The following is a 24454-nucleotide window of genomic DNA, read 5'->3' as shown; positions in this document are numbered from 1 at the left end:
ACGGGAGGACGCCAGGGATGGACCCCGTGATCACGGCCTCGGTGCCGCTACTCGAACCGCCGGGCTGGGCACTGGCCCAGCGCGGCCTGTTCGACCTGCTCGACCGCGCCTGGCGCGCGTTCGACCACGGCTTCACCGGCCCGGACGGACGGCTGGCCTACCGCGGCCGGCTCTCCACCCGTGACGGCGTGGACGACTTCTACGAGACCTTCTTCAACTGGCCGCAGCTCTACCTGCTCGGCGGGGCCGACGACCTGCTCCCCGCGGCCGAGCGGCACTGGGAAGGCGTCACCCGCCAGCTCACCGAGCTGGGGATGCTGCACGAGGAGTACGAACGCGGGTACGACTGGTTCCACCAGGGCGAAAGCCTGCTGCTGTTCTACTTCCTGTGCCTGGCCGCGCCCGGGCGCTGGACCGAGCGGGCCCGCCGGTTCGCCGACCTCTACGTCGACCCCGCGCACGGCAACTACGATCCGGTGCACCGGATCGTCCGCCGTCCGCACAACGGCAGCGACCCCGACCGGGAAGGCCTGTTCGACGGCCGCTCCTACCCCTGGCTGCCCGAAGAAGCCCGGATGTACGGCTTTCCCCTGGACTGGGTTCTGCCGCCCGGAGCCGAGGAGCCCCCGCGCGAGCACGATCCGCGGCTGGGCGACCAGCTGCGGCGCCGAGCCGGCGTCGGCGACACCGCGGTCAACCTGGCCACCACCGGGCTGGTGCTCAACGCGCTGATGCTGACCGGCGAACAGCGGTACCGGGACTGGATCGCCGAGTACGTCGGCGCCTGGTGCGCCCGCGCGGCCGCCAACGGCGGGATCGTCCCGGACAACGTCGCCCCCGACGGCACGGTCGGCGGGCTGCTGGAGGGCCGCTGGTACGGCGGGCACTACGGCTGGTCCTGGCCGCACGGCTGGTACAGCGTCGGGCAGGCCGCCACCGTGGCCGCCCTCGCCGCGGTCGCGGCCACCGGCGACGAATCCTTCCTCGACCTGGTCCGCCCGGCCCTGGACGAGATCATCGCCCAGGGCAAGGTGATGACCTTCGCCGAGGCGGACTCGAGCCTGCAGTCCCGGTGGACCGCCCAGCTCGGCACGGACGTCCGCGCGCCGACGCTGCACGTCCCCTTCCGATACTCCGACCGCGGCTGGTTCGACCACAACCCGATGCTGATGGCCGTGCCCGCCGCGTTGTGGCACCACTCGGCCGCACCGGTCGACCGGGAGCGGATCGAGCGGCTGCGCGCGGCCGGCGGGTACGACTGGACCACCGTGCGGCCGTTCCGCAACAAGGAAGAGGGCGGCCACGAAGAACCCTGGCTCGCCTTCCTCGCCGGGGACGACCCCGCCTACCCGGAGCGCATCCTCGCCGCCGCGCAGGCCCAGGTCCGCCACCGCCTCGCCCGCGTGGAGCGCCACCGCGGCGAGGACGTCGCCGAGGCCGACATCCACCTGTGGCAGCAGGCCAACCCCGTGGTCACCGAGGCGCTGGTCCAGCTGACCTGGGGTGGCCCGCAGGTGCTGTACAACGGCGGCCTGCAGCAGGCTCGCGTGCGCTACCACGACGCCGCTGCCCGGCGGCCCGGCCTGCCGCCTTCGGTGGCCGCGCTCGTCTCCCGCATCGACCCCGAGGCGACCGTCGTCGACCTGGTCAACCTCGCCCCGTCGGCCGACCACGAGGTGATCGTGCAGGCCGGGGCGTTCGCCGAGCACACCATCCGCACCGCACACCACACCGCCTGCGACGACCCGTCCTGGATCGGCGGGCTCTACGACTACGGCCACACCGAGCCCCGGATCACCTCGGCCGCGATCCGCGTCGACGGGCCGTGGCTGACCGTGCGGCTCCCCCGCTCCACCACCGTCCGGCTCACCCTGGGCCTCGACCTGCGCACCCGTCCGCCGTCCTACCGCACCCCCTTCGACGCACCGTAACCCGTCTCCGGAGAGGTCCCCGCCATGCCGCCGCGCACCAGATCCGTGGCTGTCGCGCTCGCCACCGCCCTCGTGGTGACCGCGCTCGCCACGCCGTCCGCCCACGCCGCGACCGTCACGATCGCCGTCGCCCCGAACGGTGACGACGCCAATCCCGGCACCCCCGCCCAGCCGGTCGCCACCCCGGCGAAGGCCCAGCAGCTGGCCCGCGCCCAGGCGGCCGGCAACGACGTCGTCGTGCAGCTCGCCGGCGGCACCTACCGGTTGTCCGCCCCGCTGCGGTTCACCAGCGCCGACTCCGGGCAGAACGGCCACACCGTCACCTGGCAGGCCGCACCCGGCCAGACGCCGGTCCTCTCCGGCGGCAGCCAGGTCACCGGCTGGTCGGTGCAGGACGCGGGCCAGAACATCTGGGTGGCGTCCGTGCCACAGGGCGCCGACTCCCGGCAGCTGTTCGTCGACGGCGCGCTCGCCCCGCGCGCGGCGATCCCGCTCTCCCGCAACGACGTGCAGTTCACCACGTCCGGGATGACCATCACCAATTCCGCGCTGAACTACCTCGCCACGCTGCCTCAGCAGAACCGGATCGAGGTGGAGAGCCAGAACTCGTTCACCGACCGCTACTCCCCCGTCGACCGCATCAGCGGCACCTCGATCGTCATGCAGCAACCGGCGTGGAACAACAACAACTGGGGCTACGACACCCTCGCCAAGCCCTTCGGCGGCGGCCAGCTGTTCCTCGAGAACTCGTATTCCTTCCTCAAGAACACCGGCCAGTGGTACCTGGACCCGCAGGCCGGGAAGCTCTACTACAAGGCACCCGGTGGCTGGGTGCCCGGCAGCCACGACGTCGAGCTCCCGCGGCTGGAGTCGCTGCTGCAGATCAGCGGCACCTACGACAACCCGGTGCGCGGCATCGCCGTCAAGGGCCTGAACTTCGAGCACACCACCTGGCTCACCCCCAGCACGTCGGTCGGGTACGCGAACCAGCAGACCGGCACGTTCCTCCCGGCCGCGGCCCCGATGCCGGGCGACTTCCTGACCTCCTGCCAGTCGGGCTGCAAGCAGTTCGAGGGCGCCCGCAACGGCTGGGCGCAGGCGCCCGCCGCCGTCCAGGTCTCGGCCGCCACGGGGATCACCTTCAGCGGCAACACCTTCACCCACCTCGGCCAGGTGGCCCTCGGGATCGGCAACGACGCGAACGCCCACGCCTCCGGCATCGGCCTCGGGGCGTCGTCGATCACCGTGGACCACAACACCTTCACCGAGAACTCGGGCGGTGGCGTCATCGTCGGCGGGGTGCGCCCCGACGCGCACCACCCCTCCAACCCCGCGATGACCAACAAGGACATCACCATCTCGTACAACACGGTCAGCCGGGTCGCCCTCGACTACCGGGAGATGGCCGGCATCCTGTCGACCTACGCGACGCACACCGTCATCACGCACAACGACGTCGCCAACCTCACCTACGACGGCATCGACGTCGGCTGGGGCTGGGGCGCCAACGACCAGGGCGGCAGCCAGGACTACCGCAACCGCGGCCTGTACGACTACCAGCCCGTCTACACCACGCCGACCACGCTGCGGGACACGGTGGTCAGCTACAACCGCGTGCACGGCACGAAGAAACTGATGCACGACGGCGGGAGCATCTACAACCTCTCCGCCAACCCGGGCAGCTCCATCGACCACAACCACGTTTACGACAACAACCGCACGGTCGGGCTGTACCTGGACGAGGGCTCCCGGTACGTGACCCTGTCGGCCAACGTGATCCAGGACTCCGGGGTCTGGGCCTTCACCAACGCCAACGGGAACAACAACACCAACGACAACACCTTCCGCGGCAACTGGCTGAACGGCGGCGCGACCCAGGTGGCCACCGGGTCGCCGCACAACAACGTCCTGAGCGGGAACGTGCAGGTCAGCGGAACGAACTGGCCGTCGGAAGCCCAGCAGGTCATCGCCGCCGCGGGCACCGGCGGCACCGGGCCCGGCCCGGCCGCGGGCCCGGTGCGGGCGGTGGGCGCGAACAAGTGCCTCGACGTCAACGGCGTCAGCACCACCCCCGGCGCCCAGGTGCAGATCTGGGACTGCCACGGCGGCACCAACCAGTCGTGGGCCCGGACCACCGCCGGTGAGCTGTCCGTCTACAGCGGCGACAGCACCCGGTGCCTGGACGCCTCCGGTCAGGGCACCAGCCCGGGCACCAAGGTCGTCATCTGGAACTGCAACGGCCAGGCCAACCAGCGCTGGCAGGTCAACGCCAACGGCACCATCACCGGTGTCCCATCCGGACTGTGCCTCGACGTCACCGGCTCCGGGACCGCGAACGGCACGGCGATCCAGCTCGCCACCTGCAGCGGGGCGAACAACCAGAAGTGGTCCCTGAGCTGACCGAACTTCCGAAAGGTTTCCCGTCATGTCTTCGTTCGAGTTGTCGAGGCGCAAGCTGATCGCGGTGGCCGGGGTCGCCGCGGCCGCCGGCGTGCTGCGCGTCCGGACCGCGTGGGCCACCGAAGGTCCGAGCAGCTACACCCCGAGCTGGTCGTCGGTCGACCAGCACCCCCCGGCGCCGGAGTGGTTCCAGGACGCCAAGTTCGGCATCTACTACCACTGGGGCGTGTTCAGCGTCCCCGCCTTCGGCAACGAGTGGTACCCGCGGAACATGTACATCGGCGGGTCCAACGAGAACAACCACCACAAGGCGGTGTTCGGCGATCCGTCGGCGTGGCCGTACCAGAACTTCATCAACGGCGCCCGCGACAAGGCGGGCAACTGGGTGCAGTTCGCGCCGAAGCTCAAGTCCGCGGGCGGGAATTTCGACCCCGCCGAGTGGGCCCAGCTGTTCGCCGACGCCGGCGCGAAGTTCGCCGGCCCGGTCGCCGAGCACCACGACGGGTACTCGATGTGGAACAGCGCCGTCAACGAATGGAACTCGGTCAAGACCGGGCCCAAGCTGGACCTGCTTCGGCTGCACGCGGACGCGATCCGCGGGAAGGGCCTCAAGCTGCTGACGGCGCTCCATCACGCTTACCACTTCACCGGCTACTACGACCACGTGCCGAACCAGCCGACCGAGTCGTTGCGCCGGCTGTTCGGCCAGAACGGCCGGACCGCGGAGAACCAGCTCTGGTACGACAAGCTCCGGGAGGTCGTCGACGGCTACCGGCCCGACCTCGTCTACCAGGACTTCAACCTGACCCAGGTCGACGAGGCGCAGCGGCTGAACTTCCTCTCGCACTACTACAACCAGGCGGTGGCCTGGAACTCCGACGTCGTCGCCACCTACAAAGACGGCTTCGACAACCGCGGCGAGGTCTTCGACTTCGAGCGCGGCGGACCGGGGGACCTCATGAGCCCCTACTGGATGACCGACGACAGCATCTCCAGCTCCAGCTGGTGCTACACCACCGGCATCGGCTACTACTCGATGAAGGCCATCCTGCACTCGCTGCTCGACCGGGTCAGCAAGAACGGCACCATGCTGCTGAACATCGCCCCGATGGCCGACGGCACCATCCCGGCCGGACAGCGCTCGATCCTGCTCGGCATCGGGAACTACCTCAAGCGGTTCGGCGAATCCGTCTACGGCACCCGCGCCTGGGCCGTGTACGGCGAGGGGCCGACGAAGATGGGCGGCGGTTCGTTCACCACCCCGGTGGAAGGGACCCGGACCGACGTGCGGTTCACCCGCAGCAAGGACAACACGGTGCTGTACGCGACCGTGCTGGGCTGGCCCGGCAGCACCTTCCCCATCACGACCCTCGGTGCGAACCGGATCAACGTGGGCAACCTCGTCTCGGCCCAGCTGCTCGGCCCGGACGCCGGTGCCGCCACGACCCTGCCCAGCCCCACCCAGGACGCCTCCGCGCTGCGCGTCCAGCTGCCTTCGGCCAACCCGCCGTTCGACGCGCCGGCCTACGTGGTGAAGCTGACGTTCTCCGGGCAGGTCCCCACGCCCGGCTCCGGCCCGCTGCCGACCGGCTGGGCCCGGATCGCCAACGTCGCCACCGGTCTCGTGCTGGACAGCGGCGGCACCGTCGCGGCCGGCTCCCCGCTCAAGCAGTGGAACTGGGACGGCAGCACGAACCTGCAGTGGCAGCTGACCGACGCGGGTGGCGGTTACGTCCGGATCGTCAACCGCACCAACGGGATGGTCGCCGACAGCCGGGGCAACACCGCCAACGGCGCCACCTGCGCGCAGGCGACGTGGACCGGCGCCACCAGCCAGCAGTGGCGGCTGAACAGCCTGGGCACCGGCCGGTACCAGATCGTCAACCGGGGCACCGGGACCGCGCTCGACGGCATGGGCAGCACCGCCGCCGGTGCGAATGCGGGCCTGTGGGTACCCAACAGCAGCACGAACAACCAGTGGACCATCACCGGCACGTGACGGCGGATCATCGAGGAGACCAGATGCGAACACGGCTCAAGTGGCTCGCCGCGGCCGCGGCGGTCCTGGCGGCCGGCGCTGTCCTGTCGAGCACCGTCCTGCCGGGCACCGCCACCGCCGAATCGAACGGCGGGATCCGGGTCCTGCCCCTCGGCGATTCCATCACCGAAGGCACGCAGGTACCCGGCGGGTACCGGATCGGGCTCTGGCAGCGGGTCACGGCGGGCGGTTACCAGGTCGACTTCGCCGGCTCCCAGTCCAACGGCCCGGCCACGCTCGGCGACCACGACCACGAGGGCCACCCGGGCTGGCGCATCGACCAGGTCGACGCGAACATCGCCGGCTGGCTGCGCACCAGCACCCCGCACACGGTCCTGCTGCACCTCGGCACCAACGACATCCTGCAGAACCACGACGTCGCCCACGCGCCCGACCGCCTGTCCGGCCTGGTCGGCCGCATCACCGGGACGGCACCGGACGCCGAGGTCTTCGTCGCGACGATCACGCCGCTCGCCGGCGACGCACGGGAGTCCGCGGTCCGCACCTTCAACGCGGCGGTTCCCGGGATCGTGCAGCGCAACCAGAACGCCGGCAAGCACGTGCACCTGGTGGACATGCACTCCGCACTGACCGCCGCCGAGCTGATCGACGGCGTCCACCCCACGGCCGCCGGTTACGACAAGATGGCCGCGGCGTGGTTCACCGCGCTGAAGTCGGTCCCGGGCAGCATCGGCACCCCCGGCGCGACCCCGGCCCGGCAGATCTTCGGCGCACAATCGGGCCGGTGCGCCGACGTCCCGGCGTCCGCGGACGGCACCGCGGTGCAGGTGCAGGACTGTGGCGGGCCGACGTGGACGCCCACCGGCAAGCAGCTGACGGCCTACGGGACGAAGTGCCTGGACGCGTCCGGGCAAGGCACGGCCGACGGCACCCCGGTGATCATCTGGAACTGCAGCGGCCAGGCCAACCAGCAGTGGAACGTCAACGCCGACGGCACGATCACCGGCGTGCAGTCCGGCCGGTGCCTCGACGCGACCGGCGGGGGCACCGCCGCCGGCACCAAGCTGATCCTGTGGACGTGCCACGGGCAGGTGAACCAGAAGTGGACGCTGCGCGCGGCAGCGTGACCAAAACGGCGGCGATCGGCGCCGCGGTGGTGCCGGCGCGAAACTTTCGCGCTCGGCACCGCCTGGTCCGCGCAGGTGAATCGTCATTTCCCGCGGGTGCGGGCGAATTCCGAAAATTGATCACAGCCATCCTCTTTGCTCCGGCCTGCCACTGTGGTTTCATCGGTACCACTCAGGTTGAGAGCGCTCCCAGAACAACGCCACAACGACGTGGAGGCGACACATGAAACTGAGGCAGGCTTTGTCCGCCGCGCTGCTCGCCGCGGCCGGTCTCGCGGCACCGGTCGCCGTCGCACCGGTCGCGCACGCGGACACGCTCATCTGCGACCAGTACGGATCGACCACCATCGGCGGCCGGTACGTCGTCATGAACAACCGGTGGGGCAGCAGCGCCCAGCAGTGCATCAACGTCACCGGCAGCGGGTTCCGGATCCAGACCCAGCAGGGCTCCACCAGCGGCGGGGCGCCGCTGTCGTACCCGGCGATCTACGTCGGGTGCCACTACGGGAACTGCTCGCCCGGCACGAACCTGCCCCGGCAGCTCAGCCGGATCGGCAGCGCGTCGACGTCGATCTCCTACAACTACGTCGGCGGATCGGTTTTCGACGCCTCCTACGACATCTGGATGGACCCGACCGCGAAGACCAACGGGGTCAACCAGATGGAGCTGATGATCTGGTTCAACCGCACCGGCGGGGTGCAGCCCGTGGGCGGCCGGGTCGGCACCACCACCATCGGCGGCCGGAGCTGGGAAGTGTGGCAGGGCAACAACGGCGGCAACGACGTGGTGTCCTACGTGGCCCAATCGACCATCTCGAGCTGGTCGTTCAACGTGATGGACTTCGTCAACGACGTCGACAACCGCACCCGCGTCGACCGCTCCTGGTACCTCACCAGCATCCAGGCCGGGTTCGAGCCGTGGAGCGGCGGCGTCGGCCTCGCGGTCAACTCGTTCTCCGCCAACGTCGGCTAGTCCACGACCGGAAGGACCGGCCGGGCGTCACCGAAGACGCCCGGCCGGTGACGGCGGATTTCCGCTTTTTGCCCTGACGTGTTAGCGCTAACAGACGTGCCCGGCCCGCTCTCCTCCCCCACCGTCCGGAAAGAAGCGATGATGCCCGCTCGCACCCGCCCACGGGTCCTGCACCTGCTCGCCGCGGCCGCCGCCGCGCTGGCGATGTCGGTCACGGCACCGGCCTCGCCCGCCGCGGTCGCCGCGCCCGGCAGCCCGGCGCCGACCCCGCCGCTGGGGTGGAACAGCTGGAACAGCTTCGGCTGCAACGTCAGCGAAACCACCATCCACCAAGCCGCCGACGCCATGGTCTCCTCCGGCATGCGCGAAGCCGGCTACCAGTACATCGTCGTCGACGACTGCTGGTTCGACCCCCAACGCGACAGCGCCGGCAACCTGCGCGGCCACGCCTCGAAGTTCCCCAGCGGTATGAAAGCCCTGGGCGACTACATCCACGCCCGCGGCCTCAAATTCGGCATCTACCAAGTCCCCACCGACCGCACCTGCGCCCAGCGCACCGGCACCTACCCCGGCTCCACCGGCAGCCAAGGCCACGAAACCCAAGACGCCCGCACCTTCGCCTCCTGGGGCGTGGACTACCTCAAGTACGACTGGTGCTCCCCCGCCGGCACCCGCGACGAACAAGTCACCCGCTTCGCCCGGATGCGCGACGCCCTCCGTGCCACCGGCCGCCCCATCGTCTACAGCATCAACCCCAACAGCTACCACGCCATCACCGGCGACAAGTACGACTGGGGCCAGGTCGCCGACCTCTGGCGCACCACCGAAGACCTCCTCGACATCTGGCAGAACGGCAACACCAACAGCTACCCCATGGGCGTCGGCAACGTCCTCGACGTCACCGCTCCGCTGGCCGCCCAAGCCGGCCCCGGCCACTGGAACGACCCCGACATGCTCGTCGTCGGCCGCCCCGGCCTGTCGTTGACCGAATCGCGCGCGCACTTCGCCCTGTGGGCGCTGATGGCCGCGCCGCTGATGGCGGGCAACGACATCCGCACCATGTCCGCCGATGTCAGCGCGATCCTGCGCAACCCCCGGCTGCTCGCCGTCGACCAGGACAGCCTCGGCGCCGGCGGCCGCCGGGTCCGCGACGACGGCAACACCGAGGTCTTCGCGAAACCCCTCGCCGACGGATCGGTCGCGGTCGGGCTGCTCAACCGCGGCAGCGCCACCGCCACCCTCAGCACCACCGCGGCGCAGGCCGGGCTGTCCGGCACGTCGTTCACCCTGACCGATCTGTGGACCGGCGGCACCTCCACCACCACCGGCACGATTTCCGCGAGCGTGCCCGCCCACGGCGTCGCCGCCTACCGGATCTCCGGTGGATCCCCGCTGGCCGCCACGACCTCACGGCTGCGCGACGCCGGCTCGAACCGCTGCCTCGACGTCGACAACGCCTCGACCGCCTCCGGCGCCGGCACCCTCATCTGGGACTGCCAAACCGCCGCCAACCAGCTTTGGACCACCTGGGCCAACGGCGAAATCCGCGTCTTCGGCGACAAATGCCTCGACGGCACCACGAGCGGCGCCCGCGTGCTCAGCCGGTCGTGCACCGGACAAGCCGGCCAGCAGTGGACCCTCGGCCAGGACGGAGCGATCCGCAACACCGGATCCGGACTGTGCCTGGACGTCGAAGGCGCCAGTACCGCCAACGGCGCGCACGCCATCCTCTGGGCCTGCAACGGCCAAGCGAACCAGAAGTGGACCCGCGCCTGAACCCGGAAAGGCGCTTCGAAAACCGATCTTCGGAAGGCGCGAAGAATGAAACTTACACGAAATACGTGGTCACGCGCGCGGCACCCGGATACGCTGGTAAACCGAGCCTAATTCGGCGATACCCCGCATCCGTCCGCCATTTCCGGCGCCGGTCGCCACCACATACCCCAGGAATTGCCTCCCCGCGGTAACCGAAGGATTCCCCGATGAAACTCGCGAAGACCATCGCCGGTGTGCTGGCGGCCTGCGCCGTGCTCGGTGCGGCGCCCGCGGGTGCGGCTGCGGCGGCCACCGCCGCCGCGGTGCCGATCATGCCGCTGGGCGATTCGATCACCCAGGGCGGGTCGATCGGCGGCTACCGCCTCGACCTCGGCGCGAAACTGCGGGCCGACGGGCGCGCGATCGACTTCGTCGGCTCGCTGGCCGACGGACCGGCCGGCATGCCCGACCGCAACCACGAAGGTCACCCGGGCTGGACCATCGCCCAGATCGACGGATCAGTCTCGGGCTGGCTGACCGCGTTCCACCCCCGCACGATCCTGCTCCACATCGGCACGAACGACATGTACGGCAGCGACCCGGCCGGCGCGCCGCGGCGGCTCTCGGCGCTGGTCGACCGGATCACCGGCCAGGCCCCGGACACCGAGCTCTTCGTCGCCACCATCATCCCCATCCGGTTCGCCGACCCGGCGGTGCGCACCTTCAACGCGGCGATCGCGCCGGACCTGCGGGCCAAGGCCGCCGCCGGCAAGCGCGTCCACCTGGTCGACATGTACCCCTCCGCCGCCGTCTCCGACCTGCCCGACGGCATCCACCCCAACGCCGCCGGCTACAGCAAGATGGCCACCACCTGGTACAACGCGCTCAAGGCGGTGCCGGGCAGCATCGGCGGGGACCCACCGCCTCCGACGGGGGACGGCCCGTGCACCGCGACGCCGCGGGTCGTGGGCAGCTGGAACGGCGGCTTCCAGGGCGAAGTGACCGTCGCGAACGGCGGCACCGCCGCCCTCACCGGCTGGACCGTGCGATTCACCCTGCCCGGCGGCCAGAGCGTCACCCGGATCTGGGGCGGCACGGCGAGCGGCACCAGCCCGGTCACGGTGCGGAACGTCGATTACAACGGCGCGCTCGGCACCGGAACCTCCACGACTTTCGGCTTCCTCGTGTCCGGTCCCGGCGCGGCGAGCCTCGACGCGGCCACGTGCACCAGCCCGTGACCGCGCACCCCGTACCCCACGAATGAAGGTGTGAACATGAAGATGACATCGCGGTCACTCTCCCGCGCCGCGCTGGCTTCGGCTTTCCTGGCGACGTCGCTCGGGGTTTCGCTGGTGCTGGCCACCTCCGCCGGCGGCGCGGCCTCGACGCTCGGCGCGTCGGCCGCCCAGAGCGGCCGGTACTTCGGCGCCGCCGTCGCGGCCGGCAAGCTCGGCGACTCGACCTACGTGAACATCCTGAATCGGGAATTCAACATGGTCACGCCCGAGAACGAGATGAAGTGGGACGCCACCGAACCCAACCGGGGCCAGTTCAACTACAGCGGCGGCGACCGGATCCTCAACCAGGCGGTGAGCACCGGCAAGCGGGTGCGCGGGCACGCGCTGCTGTGGTACCAGCAGGAACCGGGCTGGGCGCAGCGCATGGAAGGCTCCGACCTGCGCCAAGCCATGATGAACCACGTCACCCAGGTGGCCACCCACTACAAGGGCAAAATTTACGCCTGGGACGTCGTCAACGAGGCGTTCGCCGACGGCGGCAGCGGCGGCCGGCGTGACTCCAACCTGCAGCGCACCGGCAACGACTGGATCGAAGCCGCCTTCCGCGCCGCGCGGGCCGCCGACCCCGGCGCGAAGCTCTGCTACAACGACTACAACACCGACGGCGTCAACGCCAAGAGCACCGGCATCTACAACATGGTGCGCGACTTCAAGTCCCGCGGTGTCCCGATCGACTGCGTCGGCTTCCAGTCCCACCTCAGCGGCAACCCGCCCGGTGACTACCAGGCCAACCTCCAGCGGTTCGCCGACCTCGGCGTCGAAGTCCAGATCACCGAGCTCGACATCTCCGGCAGCAACCAGGCCAACGCCTACGGCGCGGTGACCCGCGCCTGCGTGGCCGTCGCCCGCTGCGCCGGCATCACCACGTGGGGCATCCGCGACACCGACTCCTGGCGCGGCGGCGAAAACCCGCTTCTGTTCGACGGCAACGGAAACAAGAAGGCCGCGTACAACAGCGTCCTCGACGCCCTGAACGCCGCCACGCCGACCAGCCCGACGACCCCCACGACGCCGACCACCCCGACCACGCCCACGACGCCCACCACGCCCACGACCCCGACCACGCCGAACCCCAGCGGCTGCAGCGCTTCGGTTTCGCTGAACTCGTGGAACGGCGGCTTCGTGGCCACGGTGAAGGTCACCGCGGGAAGCTCCGCTCTCAACGGCTGGCGGGTGACGACGGGCCTGCCCGGCGGCGCGGCCGTGACCAGTTCCTGGAGCGCGAGCAACAGCGGCACCACCGGCAGCGTCACCTGGTCCAACGTCTCCTACAACGGCAACGTCGCGGCCGGGCAGTCGACCGAGTTCGGCTTCCAGGGCACCGGCAGCGCCGAGGGCATCACGTCGACCTGCGCAGCGAGCTGACCCGCTCCCCGACGAAGGAGAGAACCATCGTGCACCACCGAAAGCGCGTGCTCGCCTGGATGACCGCGGCCCTGTGCGCGATGGCGCTCCTGCCCGGCACCGCGCACGCCGACAACCCGATCGTGCAGCAGATCTACACCGCCGACCCGGCACCGCTGGTGCACAACGGCCGCGTCTACCTCTACACCGGGCACGACGAGGACGGCTCGACCTACTTCACCATGAAGGACTGGCGGGTCTGGTCGTCCGCGGACATGGTCAACTGGACCGACCACGGCTCGCCGATGAGCCTGGCGACGTTCAGCTGGGCCAAACAGGACGCGTGGGCCGGGCAGGCCGTCGAACGCAACGGCAAGTTCTACTGGTACGTCCCGGTGGTCAACCGGGCGACCGGCCGGATGGCCATCGGCGTCGGCGTCGCGGACAGCCCCACGGGGCCGTTCCGCGACGCCATCGGCCACCCGCTCGTCGAGAACGGCGAGATCGACCCGACCGTCTTCATCGACGACAACGGGCAGGCGTACCTGTACTGGGGCAACCCCAACCTCTCGTACGTGCGGCTCAACACCGACATGACGTCGTACTCGGGCGGGATCAACCAGATCCCGCTCACCACGGCCGGGTTCGGCACGCGCCCGAACGGCGGCAGCCGCCCGACGATGTACGAGGAAGGCCCCTGGGTCTACAAGCGCAACGGCACGTACTACAACGTGTTCGCGGCCAAGTGCTGCTCGGAGTTCATCGCCTACTCCACCTCGCCCGGCCCCACCGGCCCGTGGACCTACCGCGGCACGGTCATGCCCACGCAGGGCGGCAGTTTCACCAACCACCCCGGGATCATCGACTACAAGGGCGGCTCGTACTTCTTCTACCACAACGGTGCCCTGCCGGGCGGGGGCGGCTACACCCGCTCGGTGTCGGTGGAGAAGTTCGCCTACAACGCCGACGGCAGCATCCCCACCATCAATATGACGAACAGTGGGCCGCCGCCGGCCGACACGCTGGATCCCTTCGTCCGGCAGGAAGCCGAGACGATCAACCGGGAATCGGGGATCGAGACCGAACCGGCGTCCGAAGGCGGCATGAACATCGGGTGGATCGAGAACGGTGACAACGTCAAGGTCCGCAACGTCGCCTTCGGCGCGGGCGCGAAGACGTTCACCGCCCGAGTCGCCTCCGCGAGCTCCGGCGGCACGATCGAGGTGCGGCTGGGCAGCGCCACCGGAACGGTCGTGGGGCGCTGCACCGTCGCGGGCACCGGCGGCTGGCAGACGTGGACGTCGGTGTCCTGCCCGGTCAGCGGAGTGACGGGCACGCAGGACCTGGTCCTGCGGTTCACCGGCGGCAGCGGTTACCTCTTCAACGTCAACTGGTGGCAGTTCTCCGCCTGATGCGGAAAGGACAGACGTGGTGTCACGCCGACAATCCCGGGCGGCCGTCTCGGCCCTGCTCGCCGCGACCGGCCTCGCCGGCGCCGTCCTGGTGGCGACCCCGGCCGCGCACGCCGCGGCCGGGTGCTCGGTCACCTATTCGAAGACGTCCGAATGGCAGGGCGGCTTCGGCGCGTCCGTGTCGGTCACCAACCTGGGCGACGCGGTCAGCGGGTGGACGCTGGAGTGGTCGTTCGCCTCCGGTCAGCAGGTGGGCCAGCACTGGAACGCGGTGATCACCCAGGCCGGCACCCAGGTCAGCGCGAAGAACGTCACCTACAACACGACCATCCCCACCGGCGGCAAGGCCGAATTCGGCTTCAACGGCTCGTTCACCACGGCCAACCCGGACCCGGCGTCGTTCCGGCTGAACGGGAACCTGTGCACCGGGGGTGTGGATCCCACGACCCCCACCACGCCGACCACCCCCACGACCCCGACCACCACGACCACCCCGAACCAGCCGTCGACGTTCACGAACCCGGTGCTGTGGCAGGACTTCGCCGACGTCGACATCATCCGGGTCGGCAACGCCTACTACTACTCCGCCTCGACGATGCACTACTCGCCGGGCGCGCCGATCCTGCGCTCCTACGACCTGGTGAACTGGGAGTTCGCCGGGCACTCCGTGCCCAAACTGGACTTCGGCGCGAAGTACGACATGAGCGGCGGACGCGGCTACGTGCGCGGCATCTGGGCGTCGTTCTTCAACCACCGCGCCAGCAACGACACTTTCTATTGGGGCGGCTGCGTCGACTTCGCCAAGACCTACATCTACACCGCCACCGCGGTGGACGGCCAGTGGTCGAAGCACGCCACGATAGACAAGTGCTACTACGACGCCGGCATGCTCGTCGATGACGACGACACCATGTACGTCGCCTACGGCAACACCACCCTGAGCGTGGCCCAGCTCTCGAAGGACGGCAAGTCCGAAGTCCGCTCACAGCAGGTCTTCCAGACCCCCTCGAACATCGGTACGCTCGAAGGATCCCGGTTCTACAAGCGCAACGGCAGCTACTACATCTTCGTGACCCGCCCGGCCAACGGCCAGTACATCCTCAAGGCCAGCAGCCCCTTCGGGCCCTACACCGTGCAGCAGGTGCTGCTGGACCTGCCGGGCCCCATCCAGGGCGGCGGCGTCCCGCACCAGGGCGGCCTGGTGCAGACGCAGAACGGCGACTGGTACTACCTGGCCTTCGTCGACGCCTACCCCGGCGGACGCGTCCCCGCGCTCGCCCCGGTCACCTGGACGGCCGACGGCTGGCCGCGGCTGCAGACGGTCAACGGCCGCTGGGGCACGACGTACCCGAAGCCGAACCTGCCACCACCACCCCGGCAGGTCGAGCCGATGACCGGCACCGACACCTTCCCCGGCCCGGCGCTGGGACCGCAGTGGGAGTGGAACCACAACCCGGACACCACCAAGTTCTCGGTCGGCAACGGGCTCAAGCTGGCCACGGCCACGGTCACCAACGACCTGTACTCGGCCCGGAACACGTTGACCCGCCGGATCCAGGGCCCCACCTCCACGGCCACGGCCACGCTCGACCTGACCTCGATGCGCGACGGCGACCGCACCGGGCTGGCGATGCTGCGCGACTCCTCGGCGTGGATCGGCGTCAAACGCGACGGCGGCCGCAACCGGGTGGTGATGGTCAGCGGCCTGACCATGGACGGCAACTGGAACACCACCGGCACCGGAACCGAGATCGCGAGCGCCGCCCTGTCCGGTTCGCGGATCTGGCTGCGCGCCAACGCCGACATCCGCCCGGGCACCGGCCGCCAGGCCCGGTTCTCCTACAGCACCGACGGAGTGACGTTCACCCCGCTGGGCACGCCGTTCACGCTCAACAACGCCTGGCAGTTCTTCATGGGCTACCGGTTCGCCGTGTTCAACCACGCAACCCAGGCCCTCGGCGGCGAGGTCACCCTCCAGCGGTTCGACCTGACCACGCCGTAGCACCGGGGACCTCGCCGGTGGTCGCAACCCGGCCGACGAACCGCTACCGGCGGCCGCGCGCCGCAAGACCCGCCCACCGCAAGGCCGGAGGGCCGGAGCCGCGTCGGCTCCGCGCCTCCGGCGATCGGCCCCGCCGTCCGAGCTGGTGCCCACCGCCCGCCACTCACCGGTCCGCCCCCGGTGCGGGTGGACCACCTCCTGCGCGAGCGGCTCACGGGCAGCGAAACCAGGCGGCTCAGCGGGAGCGGGCGGCGACCGCGGAAACCCAGAGCATGGCGGTGATCACCCCGGCGGCCAGCGTCAGGGAGCCGGCCGGACCGCCGGTCATCGCCCACACGTTGCCCAGCAGCAGCGCGGCTCCGGCGATGCCCGACAGCACCGCGTCGCGGCGGTTTCCGGTGCGGGCGAACCGGCGGCCGAGCACGAAGCAGGCGGCGATGAGCGCGATGAACGAGATGCTGCCCGCCGCCATGTGGCCGTACGCGTGCCACGACAGCGCCGCCGGTGGTCCCCCGGGCGTGCCCGCGGGGAAGCCGCCGCCCGCGTCCGGGGGAAGGACACCGGCCGCGATCATCCCCGCGCCGTACACCGCCAGCAGCCGCGAGACCGCTCTGCCGAGGCTGGGCGCGCCGATGAGGACGAGCACGCCCGCGACGGCGAAGTTGGTGATCTGCAGCCAGCCGAGCGCGCCGGTGCTGAGCGCGCTCAACGGGTGGCGGGTCAGGTCGAACCCGTCGCGGGTGGCCGCCTGGGCCAGCGAAACGGTGGTCCACAGCGGGGCCGCGACGGCCAGGCAGGTCAGCCGCGCGGAAACAGCGGGCCGGGCGAGGGTGGTGGTCATGGCGGAGTTCCTTTCCGGAAGGGGGTCAGAAGGAGATGGCGTCGTCGTCGAGGAAGTCCTGCTCGATGCGCGGGGAGGCGTGGATGCACAGCATGCGCAGGGGCTCGGGGCCGACGGCGCGGAACGCGTGCGCGGTGCCCGCCCCGACGACCACGACGTCACCCTCGTGCGCCAGGCCCTCGCCGTCGGTGGTGCGGAAGAGCGCCTGGCCGGCGAGCACCACCCACGTTTCCGAGTACGGGTGCACGTGGGCGTCCGGCCCCTGCCCCTCGGTGTTGTGCACGTGGAAGAAGGAGACGCCGGAGCCGTAGGTCTCGCCTTCGAACCGGGCCGTGCGCCCGCTGCCGATGCGCAGGTCGTCTTCCTTCGCGATGATCACCATGGGAGGGTCCTTTCGGGACGGTTGCGGTGCTGGTGGTGATCTTCGGCCCGGCGCGGCACCCGGGGCATCCGTGGCCACCACGGAACCCACCACGGAGATCCGGCACGGAGACCGCGCCCGGACCCGGTGCGGCATACTCGGGGCCATGCCGACCGCGCCGAGGATCTCGCCGCGCGAGCGCGAAGTCCTGCTGGCGATCGCGGACCGGCTGACCAACGCGGAGATCGCCGAGCGGCTCTACGTGTCGGTGCGGACCGTCGAGAGCCACGTGTCCGCGCTCCTGCGGAAGCTGGACGCCCGCGACCGCCGGGAACTGGCCGCGCGGGCGCCGGGGCTCGCCGTCCCGGCGGGCGAGCCGGCCGGGCTGGTGGTCGGGGCGCCGAAGCCCCCCACCCGCTTCGTCGGGCGGACGGCCGAGCGCGACGCCGTGGTGCGGCTGGTGGCCGAGAGCCGGGTGACGACCGTCCTCGGCCCGGGCGGGATGGGCAAGACACGGCTGGCCGTGGCCGCCACCGAGGCCGCGTCGGCGCGGTTCCCGGACGGCGCCACCTTCGTCAACCTCGTCCCCAGCCGGCCCGGCTCGGTGCTCGAGTCGGTCGCGGCCGGGCTCGGCGTGGTCCCCCGCCCGCAGCAGCCGCTGGCCGACGCGGTCGCCGCGCACCTGACCGGCCGGACGCTGCTGGTGCTGGACAACTGCGAGCACGTGGCCGACGACGTCGCCGACGTGATCGCCGCGCTGACGGCCGCGAACCCGCGGCTGAGCGTGCTGACGACCAGCCGGGAACGGCTCGGCGTGCCCGGCGAAACGGTGCTGCAGCTGGGACCGCTGCCGGCCGCCGCCGAGGCGGCGGCCCTGTTCACCGAACGGGCGAAGGCGGTCGATCCGGCGTTCGAGGCCGATCCGGCGCAGGTGGCCGGGCTCTGCCGCGAGCTGGGCGGCTCACCGCTGAACATCGAGCTCGCCGCCGCGCGGGTGGCGTCGCTGGGCATCGGCGGGCTGCGCGCCGGGCTGGCCGACGATCCGCTGCGCCTGCTGGCCGCCGGACGCGGCCAGGACCGGCACCGGTCGCTGCGTTCGGTGCTCGAGTGGAGCCACCGGCTGCTGACCGCCGAGGAACGCACGGTGCTGGCCCGGGTCTCCCGGTTCCGCAACGGCTTCACCCTCGACGACGTGGCGGCGCTGTCCCCCGACCTGTCCCTCGGCGCGGTGTCCGACCTGCTCGGGCGGCTGGTGGACAAGTCCCTCGTCACCGCGCACCGGGAAACGGGCACCTGGACGCTCTTCGACGGCGTCGCCCGGTTCGCGCGCGAGCGGCTGGACGGTTCGGCGGAGGCGGCCGAGGTCACCGCCCGGTACCGGCGGTGGGCCGCCCGCCGCGCGCGGGAGCTGACCGGCCGGCTCGGCGGCGACTGGCGGGACGAGTTCGACCGGGTGGCCGACGACCTGCGTGCCTGCGTCGCGGACACCGGCGCGACGCCGGACGAGCAGGGCCACGACCTGGCCGCGGACCTGGCGCGGCTGGCCTACGCACGCGGCTTCCTGGCGGAGGCGGTGGCCTGCTGGCGCACGGCCGCGGACCGGGCGCCGACCGCCGCGGCCGCCGCCGCGGACCTGGCCCGCGCGGGCAGCTGCACGCACCTGTTCACCCACGCCCGCGACCACTACGACCTGCTGCTCGCCGGCGTCGAGCGCGCCGCGGGGGACCCCGCCACCCGGGCGGCCGGCCTGGCCGCCGCCGTCGTCCTGGCCGAACGGTTCCGCGGCGCCGGCTTCGTCACCGACCCGGTGCCGGACGCCGAACTGGACCGGATGCTCGCCGAGGCCGCCGGTTCGGCCGCCGGCTCACCGGCGGCGGAGGCCCACGTCGCCGTCGCCCGCGCCTGGCGGTCCGGATCCGGGCCGCAGTCGGTCGACGCCGACGCCGCCGAGCGGGCCGTGGCCGCGGCTGCGGGCGACCCGCTGCTGCTCAGTGCCGCGCTGGACGCCCGGTGCACGGCGCAGGCCCTCGCCGGCCGTCCGGACCGGGCGCACCGCACCACCCAGGAGCGCCTCGCCCTCGTCACGACGCTGGACCGCACCGACCCGCACGCGGCGCTGGAGGTGCTGGACGCCTTCCGCTCCGCGATCACCTACGCCGTCGCCACCGGGTCGCCGGCCGAAGCGCTGGCCCTGAGCAGGCGCGCGGCCGGCGATCCGGCGCTGGCCGGGCACCCGTACTGGGGTACGAGCGGCCTGGTCACCACCCTGGCACTGACCGGCCGGTTCGCCGAAGCCCGCACGGCCGCCGACGAGCTGTGGCACGCGACGGCCGGCCACGGGCCACCACGCAACGCCACCCTCGGCGTGCCGCTGCTGGCGGCCGCGCTGGCCGCCGGCCTGTCCGGCGACGAGCCGTCGATGACCCGGTGGCGGGCCCGCGCGGCCGCCGTCGCGGGGGTGGCCACGCCCGCCGCCTCGCCCAACCTCGCCCCGCTGGACGCGTTCGTCCGGGCCAGGGTGGCCCTGCACACCGGCACCGGTTTCGCCGAACTGCTCCCCGAAGTCGGCGCCACCTTCGCCCCCGGCCGGTTCGACGGCTACGCGGCCGGCCTGGCCGCCGAACTGGCCGTGGTGCTCGACGCCCCGGATGCCGCGCACCACCTCCGGCGCGCCGAGCGGCACGCCGCGCACAACCGCTGGACCGCGGCGGTCCTGACCCGCGCCCACGCCCGCCGCCAGGGCGATGTCGCACTGCTTAAAGAAGCCGCGGACCAGTTCACGGAACTCGGCGCGGCCTTCGAAGCGGAAGCGACCTGACAGCCGGCGGATTCCGCGGACCAGCACCGGCCCGAGCGCCGGCAGCGTCGCCACGGCGAACCCGGCGCCGTCCGTGCGGGGCGGACCGGCGGAGCACCTCGCCGATCAACAGGCCCGCGTCGGGGTCTCCGGCAAGCTGACCCCGAGTCGAAGCGAAGGGCACCACGGTGGCGACGTGCCCCGGTGTGACCAGGGCCCGCCCGATCCGGGGATGCCTTCCCGCATACTGGTGACCTCCCCCGGTGGAAGGAGGCGGCTTGAGCGTGACCGCGGAGACGGGTGCCGGCGCATTCGGGCACCCGGCGTTGTTCTACCGCGGTGCCACCGAATACCTGGCGGGCACCGTGCCGTTCGTGTGGGGCGGCCTCGCCGCGGACGAGCCGGTGGCGGTCGCGGTGCCCGGGGACAACCTCGAGCTGCTGCGGCGGGAACTCGGCGCGGACGCCGCCCGGGTCCGCCTGCTGGACATGACCGAGGCCGGGCGCAATCCCTGGCGGATCATCCCCGGCGTGCTGCGCGCCTTCGCCGACAGCCACCCCGGCCGCCCGGTGCGGATCATCGGCGAGCCGATCTGGGCGGCGCGCTCGGCCGTCGAGTACCCGGCGTGCGCCCAGCACGAAGCCCTGATCAACCTCGCCTTCACCGGCCGGGACGCGACGATCCTCTGCCCCTACGACGTCGATGCGCTCGCCCCGGACGTCCTCGCCGACGCCGAGGTCACGCACCCGGTCCTGATCGACGGCACCGGACGGCGCACCAGCGCCGGGTACGACCCGGCCGCGGTGATCGACCGGTACAACCAGCCCCTGCCCGTGCCGGCAGGGGCCTTCGAACTGGCGGACACCAAGGACCTCGCGGCGGTCCGGGCACTGGCCCACGTCCGCGCGGCCGCCTGCGGGCTGGGCGCCGGCCAAGTCGCCGACGTCGAGGTGGTGGTCACCGAGCTGCTGTCCAACAGCATCGAACACGGCAGCGGGTCCGGCACCGTGCGATTCTGGGGCGCCGACGGCGAGTTCGTCTGCCAGGTCCACGACCGAGGCCGGCTCACCGATCCCCTCGTCGGCCGCCGCCCCGCGACCCCGTACCAACCCCGGGGCCGCGGGCTCCTGCTCGTCAACCAGCTCGCCGACCTCGTCCGCCTGCACACCGGCGAAGACGGCACTACCTTCCGGGCGTACTTCCACGCCTGAGCCTGCGGTGCACGAGGCCGCCCACGACGGCACCGATCGCGACGCCGCCGTACACATCGGTCGGCCAGTGGGCTCGCGTCCGGAGCCGGCTGTAGCACACGGCGGCCGCCAGCGGCGCGAGCGCGGCCCCCGCCGCGGGTGCGCTCAGCGCGACGGCGGTCGTGAACGCGGCCGCTGTCGTCGCGTGGGTGGACGGGAACGCCGGAGACTTCGGCTGCTCGGGCAGCGCCTGGTGGGCCGGCAGCCGGTCCGCGGGCGGCCGCCGGCGCCGGACCACGGCCTTCACGCCGTGCCCGAACGCCATCCCGGCCGCACCCGCCACGAGCCCGCGGCCCGCGGCCCGGCGCCGGGGACCGGGACGCCACGCCAGGACCCCCGCCACGAGGACCCACAGCACACCGCCCTGGGCCACGGTGCTGAGCGCCGTGACCGGCCACGCCGGCCGGGTGACCGGAAGGTCGTTTTCGTCTGGTCCATCCCCTGCCTGGAAAGGTGCTTCGCTCGGCATGGCCACCAATTGCCCGGCCGGGCCCGGGTTCAACCACCCGTTCGTCCACCGTGGAGTATCCACAGTTGACGTTTATCCGCGCGGCGATCGGGTATTCCCCGGCTCGTGATGGCTCTGCGGCGAACCCGGTTCCGCGCGGTGGCCGCCGGGTTCGCGATCGCGGTCCTGGCGGCCGGCTGCGGGACGGACCCGCAGGCCGACACCGTGCACGCCGGCCGGGAGATCCGGGGCCAGCTCGAACTCCTGCGGCTCGTGGTGACCGCCGACCGCGACTCCGTGCCGCCGGTACCCAGCCTTTCCGTCACCGTCCGCGACGCCGCCGACGAGCTCGGCGCGGCCGGCCAGGACGTCGGCGAGCTGACCGACGACCACGCCCGCGCGGCGCTGGCGTCGATCACCGACCGCGCGGTCGTGCTGGCCCACCGGCTCGACGACGGCCTCGGCGACGGCACGGACGAAGGCCTCGACGGGATCGACGCCGAACTGCAGGGCCTGATCGGCGAACTCGCCCGCTGGGGCGTGACCTCGTGAACAAGCGGCTCCTCGCCGTCACGCTCGGCATCCTCACCGCGGTCGGCGGGTTCGTCGACATCGGCGACCTCGTCGAAAGCGGTGTCGTCGGCGCCCGCTACGGGATGGCGATGGTCTGGGTGACGGTCCTCGGGGTGCTCGGGATCTGCGTCTACGCCGACATGTCCGGCCGGATCGTGGCGGTGTCCGGGCGCCCGGTGTTCGACCTGATCCGCGAACGCCTCGGCCCCCGCATGGCGCTGCTCAACCTCGCCGGGTCGTTCCTCATCACGCTGCTGACCGTGTGCGCGGAGATCGGCGGCGTCGCGATCGTCATCGAGCTCGCCTCCGGCGTCGACCGGCTGGTCTGGGTCCTGCCGATCGGCGTGCTCATCTGGCTGGTGGTCTGGCGGGTCGGCTTCGAGCGGATGGAAACGGGCTTCGGCCTCGGCGGGCTCGCGATCGGGGTGTTCGCCGTCGCCGTGTTCTTCCTGCACCCCGACTGGTCGTCGCTCGGTGCGCAGGTCGCCGGGTTCGCCCCGCCGCCGGACCAGGCGCTGCCGACCTACGCCTACCACGCGGTCGCCCTGTTCGCGTCCGCGATGACGCCGTACGAGGTGTTCTTCTTCTCCTCCGGCGGCGTCGAAGAGGGCTGGACCGTCAAGGACCTGCCCGTGCAGCGCGCCAACGTGCTGCTCGGGTTCCCCCTCGGCGGCCTGCTCGCCCTCGCCGTGATGGCCTGCGCCGCGACGGTGCTGTTCCCGGCCGGCATCGACGTGACCCAGGTCAGCCAGGTGGTGCTGCCGGTGACCCTCGCTCTGGGCACCGCAGGCCTGGTGATCGTGCTGATCGGCATCTTCGCCGCCACCTTCGGTGCGGCGCTGGAGACCGGGCTGTCGTCGGGGTACATGCTGGCGCAGTACTTCGGCTGGGACTGGGGCAAGCGCCGCGCGCCGCGCAACGCCGCCCGGTTCCACCTGACCGTCGGCGCCGGTCTGCTGCTCGCGGTGCTGGTGGTGCAGACCGGCCTCGATCCGGTCGGCCTGACCGAGATTTCGCTGATCTTCTCCGCGGTGGCGCTGCCGCTGACCTACCTGCCGGTGCTCATCGTCGCCAACGACCGCGAGTACCTGGGAGAGCACGCCAACCGCCGGTTCAGCAACGCGGTCGGCGTCGTCATGCTCGTCGTGATCGCCGTCGCGGCGCTGGCGGCGGTCCCGCTGCTGATCTTCACCGGGGCGGGCCAATGAACCCGTGGACCGACCTCGGCCTCGTCGACCTGGGCGACGCCCTGCTCGACCGGCAGATCATCGGCGAAGACGGCACGGTGGTCGGGAAGGTCGACGACCTCGAACTGCGCGCCGAGGGCGGGACCTACGTCGTCGACGCGCTGCTCGTCGGCCCGGAGGCGCTCGCCGACCGCCTCGGCGGCCCGGCCGGCAAGCTGCTGCGCCGGATCGGCCGCGGGTTCCGGGCGCGCGCGCCGCAGCGGATCCCGCTGAACGCGATCCGCCGCATCGAGCCGGCGATCGTGGTGACCACGGCCGTCGCGCAGGCCACGAACAGCCCGTCGGAGGACTGGCTGCGGCGCCGGATCATCGGCCGGATCCCGGGAGCGCGCCGTGCGAGCCGGTGAGCTGATCGGCCGTCCGGTCCGCGACGTGACGGGCCGCGACCTCGGCGCGATCCGCGAGATCCGCGCCGAAGCGACCCCGGGCGGGGACGGGATGCCGGAACTGGTGGTGCGCGGGGTGATCGTCGGCCGCACCCGCGTCCGGCTGTTCGGCTACCAGCGCCACGACCAGCGCGGTCCCGCCCCGCTGGTGGCACTCGTCCGCCGGCTGCACCGGCACACCCGCTACGTGCCGTGGGAGGACGTCGACCTGTCCGGCCCCGTGGCCCGCGTGCGGCGGCCGTTCGCCGAACTGGCCCCGCTCGACCGGCCCTGAGCTCGGGTCAAGGGCCGGCGAGGCCGGCCAGCAGGC

General features: G+C 71.8%; 19 protein-coding genes. 16 read left to right on the top strand and 3 right to left on the bottom strand.

Annotation, left to right across the window (positions count from 1 at the left end):
- The first annotated feature begins 17 nt into the window (after positions 1 to 17).
- The 10 genes from AB0M80_RS27580 to AB0M80_RS27535 all read left to right on the top strand — a co-directional run bounded on the left by AB0M80_RS27580 (position 18) and on the right by AB0M80_RS27535 (position 16241).
- Positions 18 to 1931, top strand: a complete 1914-nt coding sequence (locus AB0M80_RS27580; RefSeq protein WP_364570716.1) for a hypothetical protein — start codon at positions 18 to 20, stop codon at positions 1929 to 1931.
- A gap of 24 nt (positions 1932 to 1955) precedes the next feature.
- A complete protein-coding gene (locus AB0M80_RS27575) occupies positions 1956 to 4331 on the top strand; it encodes an RICIN domain-containing protein (protein WP_364570713.1) in 2376 nt (791 codons plus the stop codon).
- Positions 4332 to 4356: 25 nt separating this feature from the next.
- Positions 4357 to 6330, top strand: a complete 1974-nt coding sequence (locus AB0M80_RS27570; protein ID WP_364570711.1) for an alpha-L-fucosidase — start codon at positions 4357 to 4359, stop codon at positions 6328 to 6330.
- A gap of 23 nt (positions 6331 to 6353) precedes the next feature.
- Complete coding sequence (locus AB0M80_RS27565; RefSeq protein WP_364570708.1) at positions 6354 to 7457, top strand: RICIN domain-containing protein; 1104 nt, start codon at positions 6354 to 6356, stop codon at positions 7455 to 7457.
- A 223-nt stretch (positions 7458 to 7680) separates the two neighbouring features.
- Entirely contained in the window at positions 7681 to 8430 is a 750-nt protein-coding gene (locus tag AB0M80_RS27560) for a glycoside hydrolase (RefSeq protein ID WP_364570706.1), read from the top strand.
- 141 nt (positions 8431 to 8571) lie between these two features.
- Positions 8572 to 10206, top strand: coding sequence for a ricin-type beta-trefoil lectin domain protein (locus AB0M80_RS27555; RefSeq protein WP_364570704.1), 1635 nt, complete (start codon positions 8572 to 8574; stop codon positions 10204 to 10206).
- 206 nt (positions 10207 to 10412) lie between these two features.
- Positions 10413 to 11423: a cellulose binding domain-containing protein gene (locus AB0M80_RS27550; protein ID WP_364570701.1), complete on the top strand. Its 1011-nt coding sequence runs from the start codon at positions 10413 to 10415 to the stop codon at positions 11421 to 11423.
- 36 nt (positions 11424 to 11459) lie between these two features.
- Positions 11460 to 12848, top strand: a complete 1389-nt coding sequence (locus AB0M80_RS27545; protein ID WP_364570698.1) for an endo-1,4-beta-xylanase — start codon at positions 11460 to 11462, stop codon at positions 12846 to 12848.
- Positions 12849 to 12907: 59 nt separating this feature from the next.
- A complete protein-coding gene (locus tag AB0M80_RS27540) occupies positions 12908 to 14239 on the top strand; it encodes a glycoside hydrolase family 43 protein (protein ID WP_364571176.1) in 1332 nt (443 codons plus the stop codon).
- A gap of 16 nt (positions 14240 to 14255) precedes the next feature.
- Positions 14256 to 16241, top strand: a complete 1986-nt coding sequence (locus AB0M80_RS27535; protein ID WP_364570695.1) for a family 43 glycosylhydrolase — start codon at positions 14256 to 14258, stop codon at positions 16239 to 16241.
- A 235-nt stretch (positions 16242 to 16476) separates the two neighbouring features.
- Here AB0M80_RS27535 and AB0M80_RS27530 read toward each other — a convergent pair whose 3' ends face one another.
- Complete coding sequence (locus AB0M80_RS27530; protein ID WP_364570692.1) at positions 16477 to 17082, bottom strand: DUF998 domain-containing protein; 606 nt, start codon at positions 17080 to 17082, stop codon at positions 16477 to 16479.
- Between the two features lie 25 nt (positions 17083 to 17107).
- Complete coding sequence (locus tag AB0M80_RS27525) at positions 17108 to 17464, bottom strand: cupin domain-containing protein (protein ID WP_364570689.1); 357 nt, start codon at positions 17462 to 17464, stop codon at positions 17108 to 17110.
- 145 nt (positions 17465 to 17609) lie between these two features.
- Here AB0M80_RS27525 and AB0M80_RS27520 point away from each other — a divergent pair, with 145 nt between their 5' ends.
- Together AB0M80_RS27520 and AB0M80_RS27515 are read left to right on the top strand one after the other, a co-directional pair.
- Positions 17610 to 20261, top strand: a complete 2652-nt coding sequence (locus AB0M80_RS27520; RefSeq protein WP_364570687.1) for a LuxR C-terminal-related transcriptional regulator — start codon at positions 17610 to 17612, stop codon at positions 20259 to 20261.
- Positions 20262 to 20518: 257 nt separating this feature from the next.
- Positions 20519 to 21451: a sensor histidine kinase gene (locus AB0M80_RS27515; protein ID WP_364570684.1), complete on the top strand. Its 933-nt coding sequence runs from the start codon at positions 20519 to 20521 to the stop codon at positions 21449 to 21451.
- Here the strand turns inward: AB0M80_RS27515 and AB0M80_RS27510 are convergent.
- On the bottom strand, positions 21423 to 21863 hold the full coding sequence (locus AB0M80_RS27510) for a phosphatase PAP2 family protein (protein ID WP_364570681.1): 441 nt from the start codon (positions 21861 to 21863) through the stop codon (positions 21423 to 21425). The genes AB0M80_RS27515 and AB0M80_RS27510 overlap by 29 nt on opposite strands.
- A gap of 204 nt (positions 21864 to 22067) precedes the next feature.
- On the opposite strand from AB0M80_RS27510, the gene AB0M80_RS27505 reads away from it, so the two are divergent.
- From AB0M80_RS27505 to AB0M80_RS27490, 4 genes are read left to right on the top strand one after another with little or no spacing between them, the layout of a single operon-like run.
- On the top strand, positions 22068 to 22490 hold the full coding sequence (locus tag AB0M80_RS27505; RefSeq protein WP_364570680.1) for a hypothetical protein: 423 nt from the start codon (positions 22068 to 22070) through the stop codon (positions 22488 to 22490).
- On the top strand, positions 22487 to 23719 hold the full coding sequence (locus AB0M80_RS27500) for a divalent metal cation transporter (RefSeq protein WP_364570678.1): 1233 nt from the start codon (positions 22487 to 22489) through the stop codon (positions 23717 to 23719). The genes AB0M80_RS27505 and AB0M80_RS27500 overlap by 4 nt, the downstream gene beginning before the upstream one ends.
- Positions 23716 to 24105, top strand: coding sequence for a hypothetical protein (locus AB0M80_RS27495; RefSeq protein ID WP_364570675.1), 390 nt, complete (start codon positions 23716 to 23718; stop codon positions 24103 to 24105). Before AB0M80_RS27500 ends, AB0M80_RS27495 begins: the two co-directional genes overlap by 4 nt.
- Entirely contained in the window at positions 24092 to 24418 is a 327-nt protein-coding gene (locus tag AB0M80_RS27490) for a hypothetical protein (RefSeq protein WP_364570672.1), read from the top strand. Before AB0M80_RS27495 ends, AB0M80_RS27490 begins: the two co-directional genes overlap by 14 nt.
- Positions 24419 to 24454 lie beyond the last annotated feature (36 nt).

Origin of the sequence: Amycolatopsis sp. NPDC051045 (assembly GCF_040682955.1) — a bacterium.
Classification (GTDB): domain Bacteria; phylum Actinomycetota; class Actinomycetes; order Mycobacteriales; family Pseudonocardiaceae; genus Amycolatopsis.
The sequence above is the reverse complement of the archived record's forward strand: the minus strand, read 5'-3'. Positions and strand labels throughout refer to the sequence as shown.

Coding starts and splice junctions, on each gene's coding strand:
- AB0M80_RS27580 (WP_364570716.1), top strand. CDS start 18: ATGGACCCCGTGATCACGGCCTCGGTGCCGCTACTCGAACCGCCGGGC.
- AB0M80_RS27575 (WP_364570713.1), top strand. CDS start 1,956: ATGCCGCCGCGCACCAGATCCGTGGCTGTCGCGCTCGCCACCGCCCTC.
- AB0M80_RS27570 (WP_364570711.1), top strand. CDS start 4,357: ATGTCTTCGTTCGAGTTGTCGAGGCGCAAGCTGATCGCGGTGGCCGGG.
- AB0M80_RS27565 (WP_364570708.1), top strand. CDS start 6,354: ATGCGAACACGGCTCAAGTGGCTCGCCGCGGCCGCGGCGGTCCTGGCG.
- AB0M80_RS27560 (WP_364570706.1), top strand. CDS start 7,681: ATGAAACTGAGGCAGGCTTTGTCCGCCGCGCTGCTCGCCGCGGCCGGT.
- AB0M80_RS27555 (WP_364570704.1), top strand. CDS start 8,572: ATGCCCGCTCGCACCCGCCCACGGGTCCTGCACCTGCTCGCCGCGGCC.
- AB0M80_RS27550 (WP_364570701.1), top strand. CDS start 10,413: ATGAAACTCGCGAAGACCATCGCCGGTGTGCTGGCGGCCTGCGCCGTG.
- AB0M80_RS27545 (WP_364570698.1), top strand. CDS start 11,460: ATGAAGATGACATCGCGGTCACTCTCCCGCGCCGCGCTGGCTTCGGCT.
- AB0M80_RS27540 (WP_364571176.1), top strand. CDS start 12,908: ATGACCGCGGCCCTGTGCGCGATGGCGCTCCTGCCCGGCACCGCGCAC.
- AB0M80_RS27530 (WP_364570692.1), bottom strand. CDS start 17,082: ATGACCACCACCCTCGCCCGGCCCGCTGTTTCCGCGCGGCTGACCTGC.
- AB0M80_RS27525 (WP_364570689.1), bottom strand. CDS start 17,464: ATGGTGATCATCGCGAAGGAAGACGACCTGCGCATCGGCAGCGGGCGC.
- AB0M80_RS27520 (WP_364570687.1), top strand. CDS start 17,610: ATGCCGACCGCGCCGAGGATCTCGCCGCGCGAGCGCGAAGTCCTGCTG.
- AB0M80_RS27505 (WP_364570680.1), top strand. CDS start 22,068: ATGGCTCTGCGGCGAACCCGGTTCCGCGCGGTGGCCGCCGGGTTCGCG.
- AB0M80_RS27495 (WP_364570675.1), top strand. CDS start 23,716: ATGAACCCGTGGACCGACCTCGGCCTCGTCGACCTGGGCGACGCCCTG.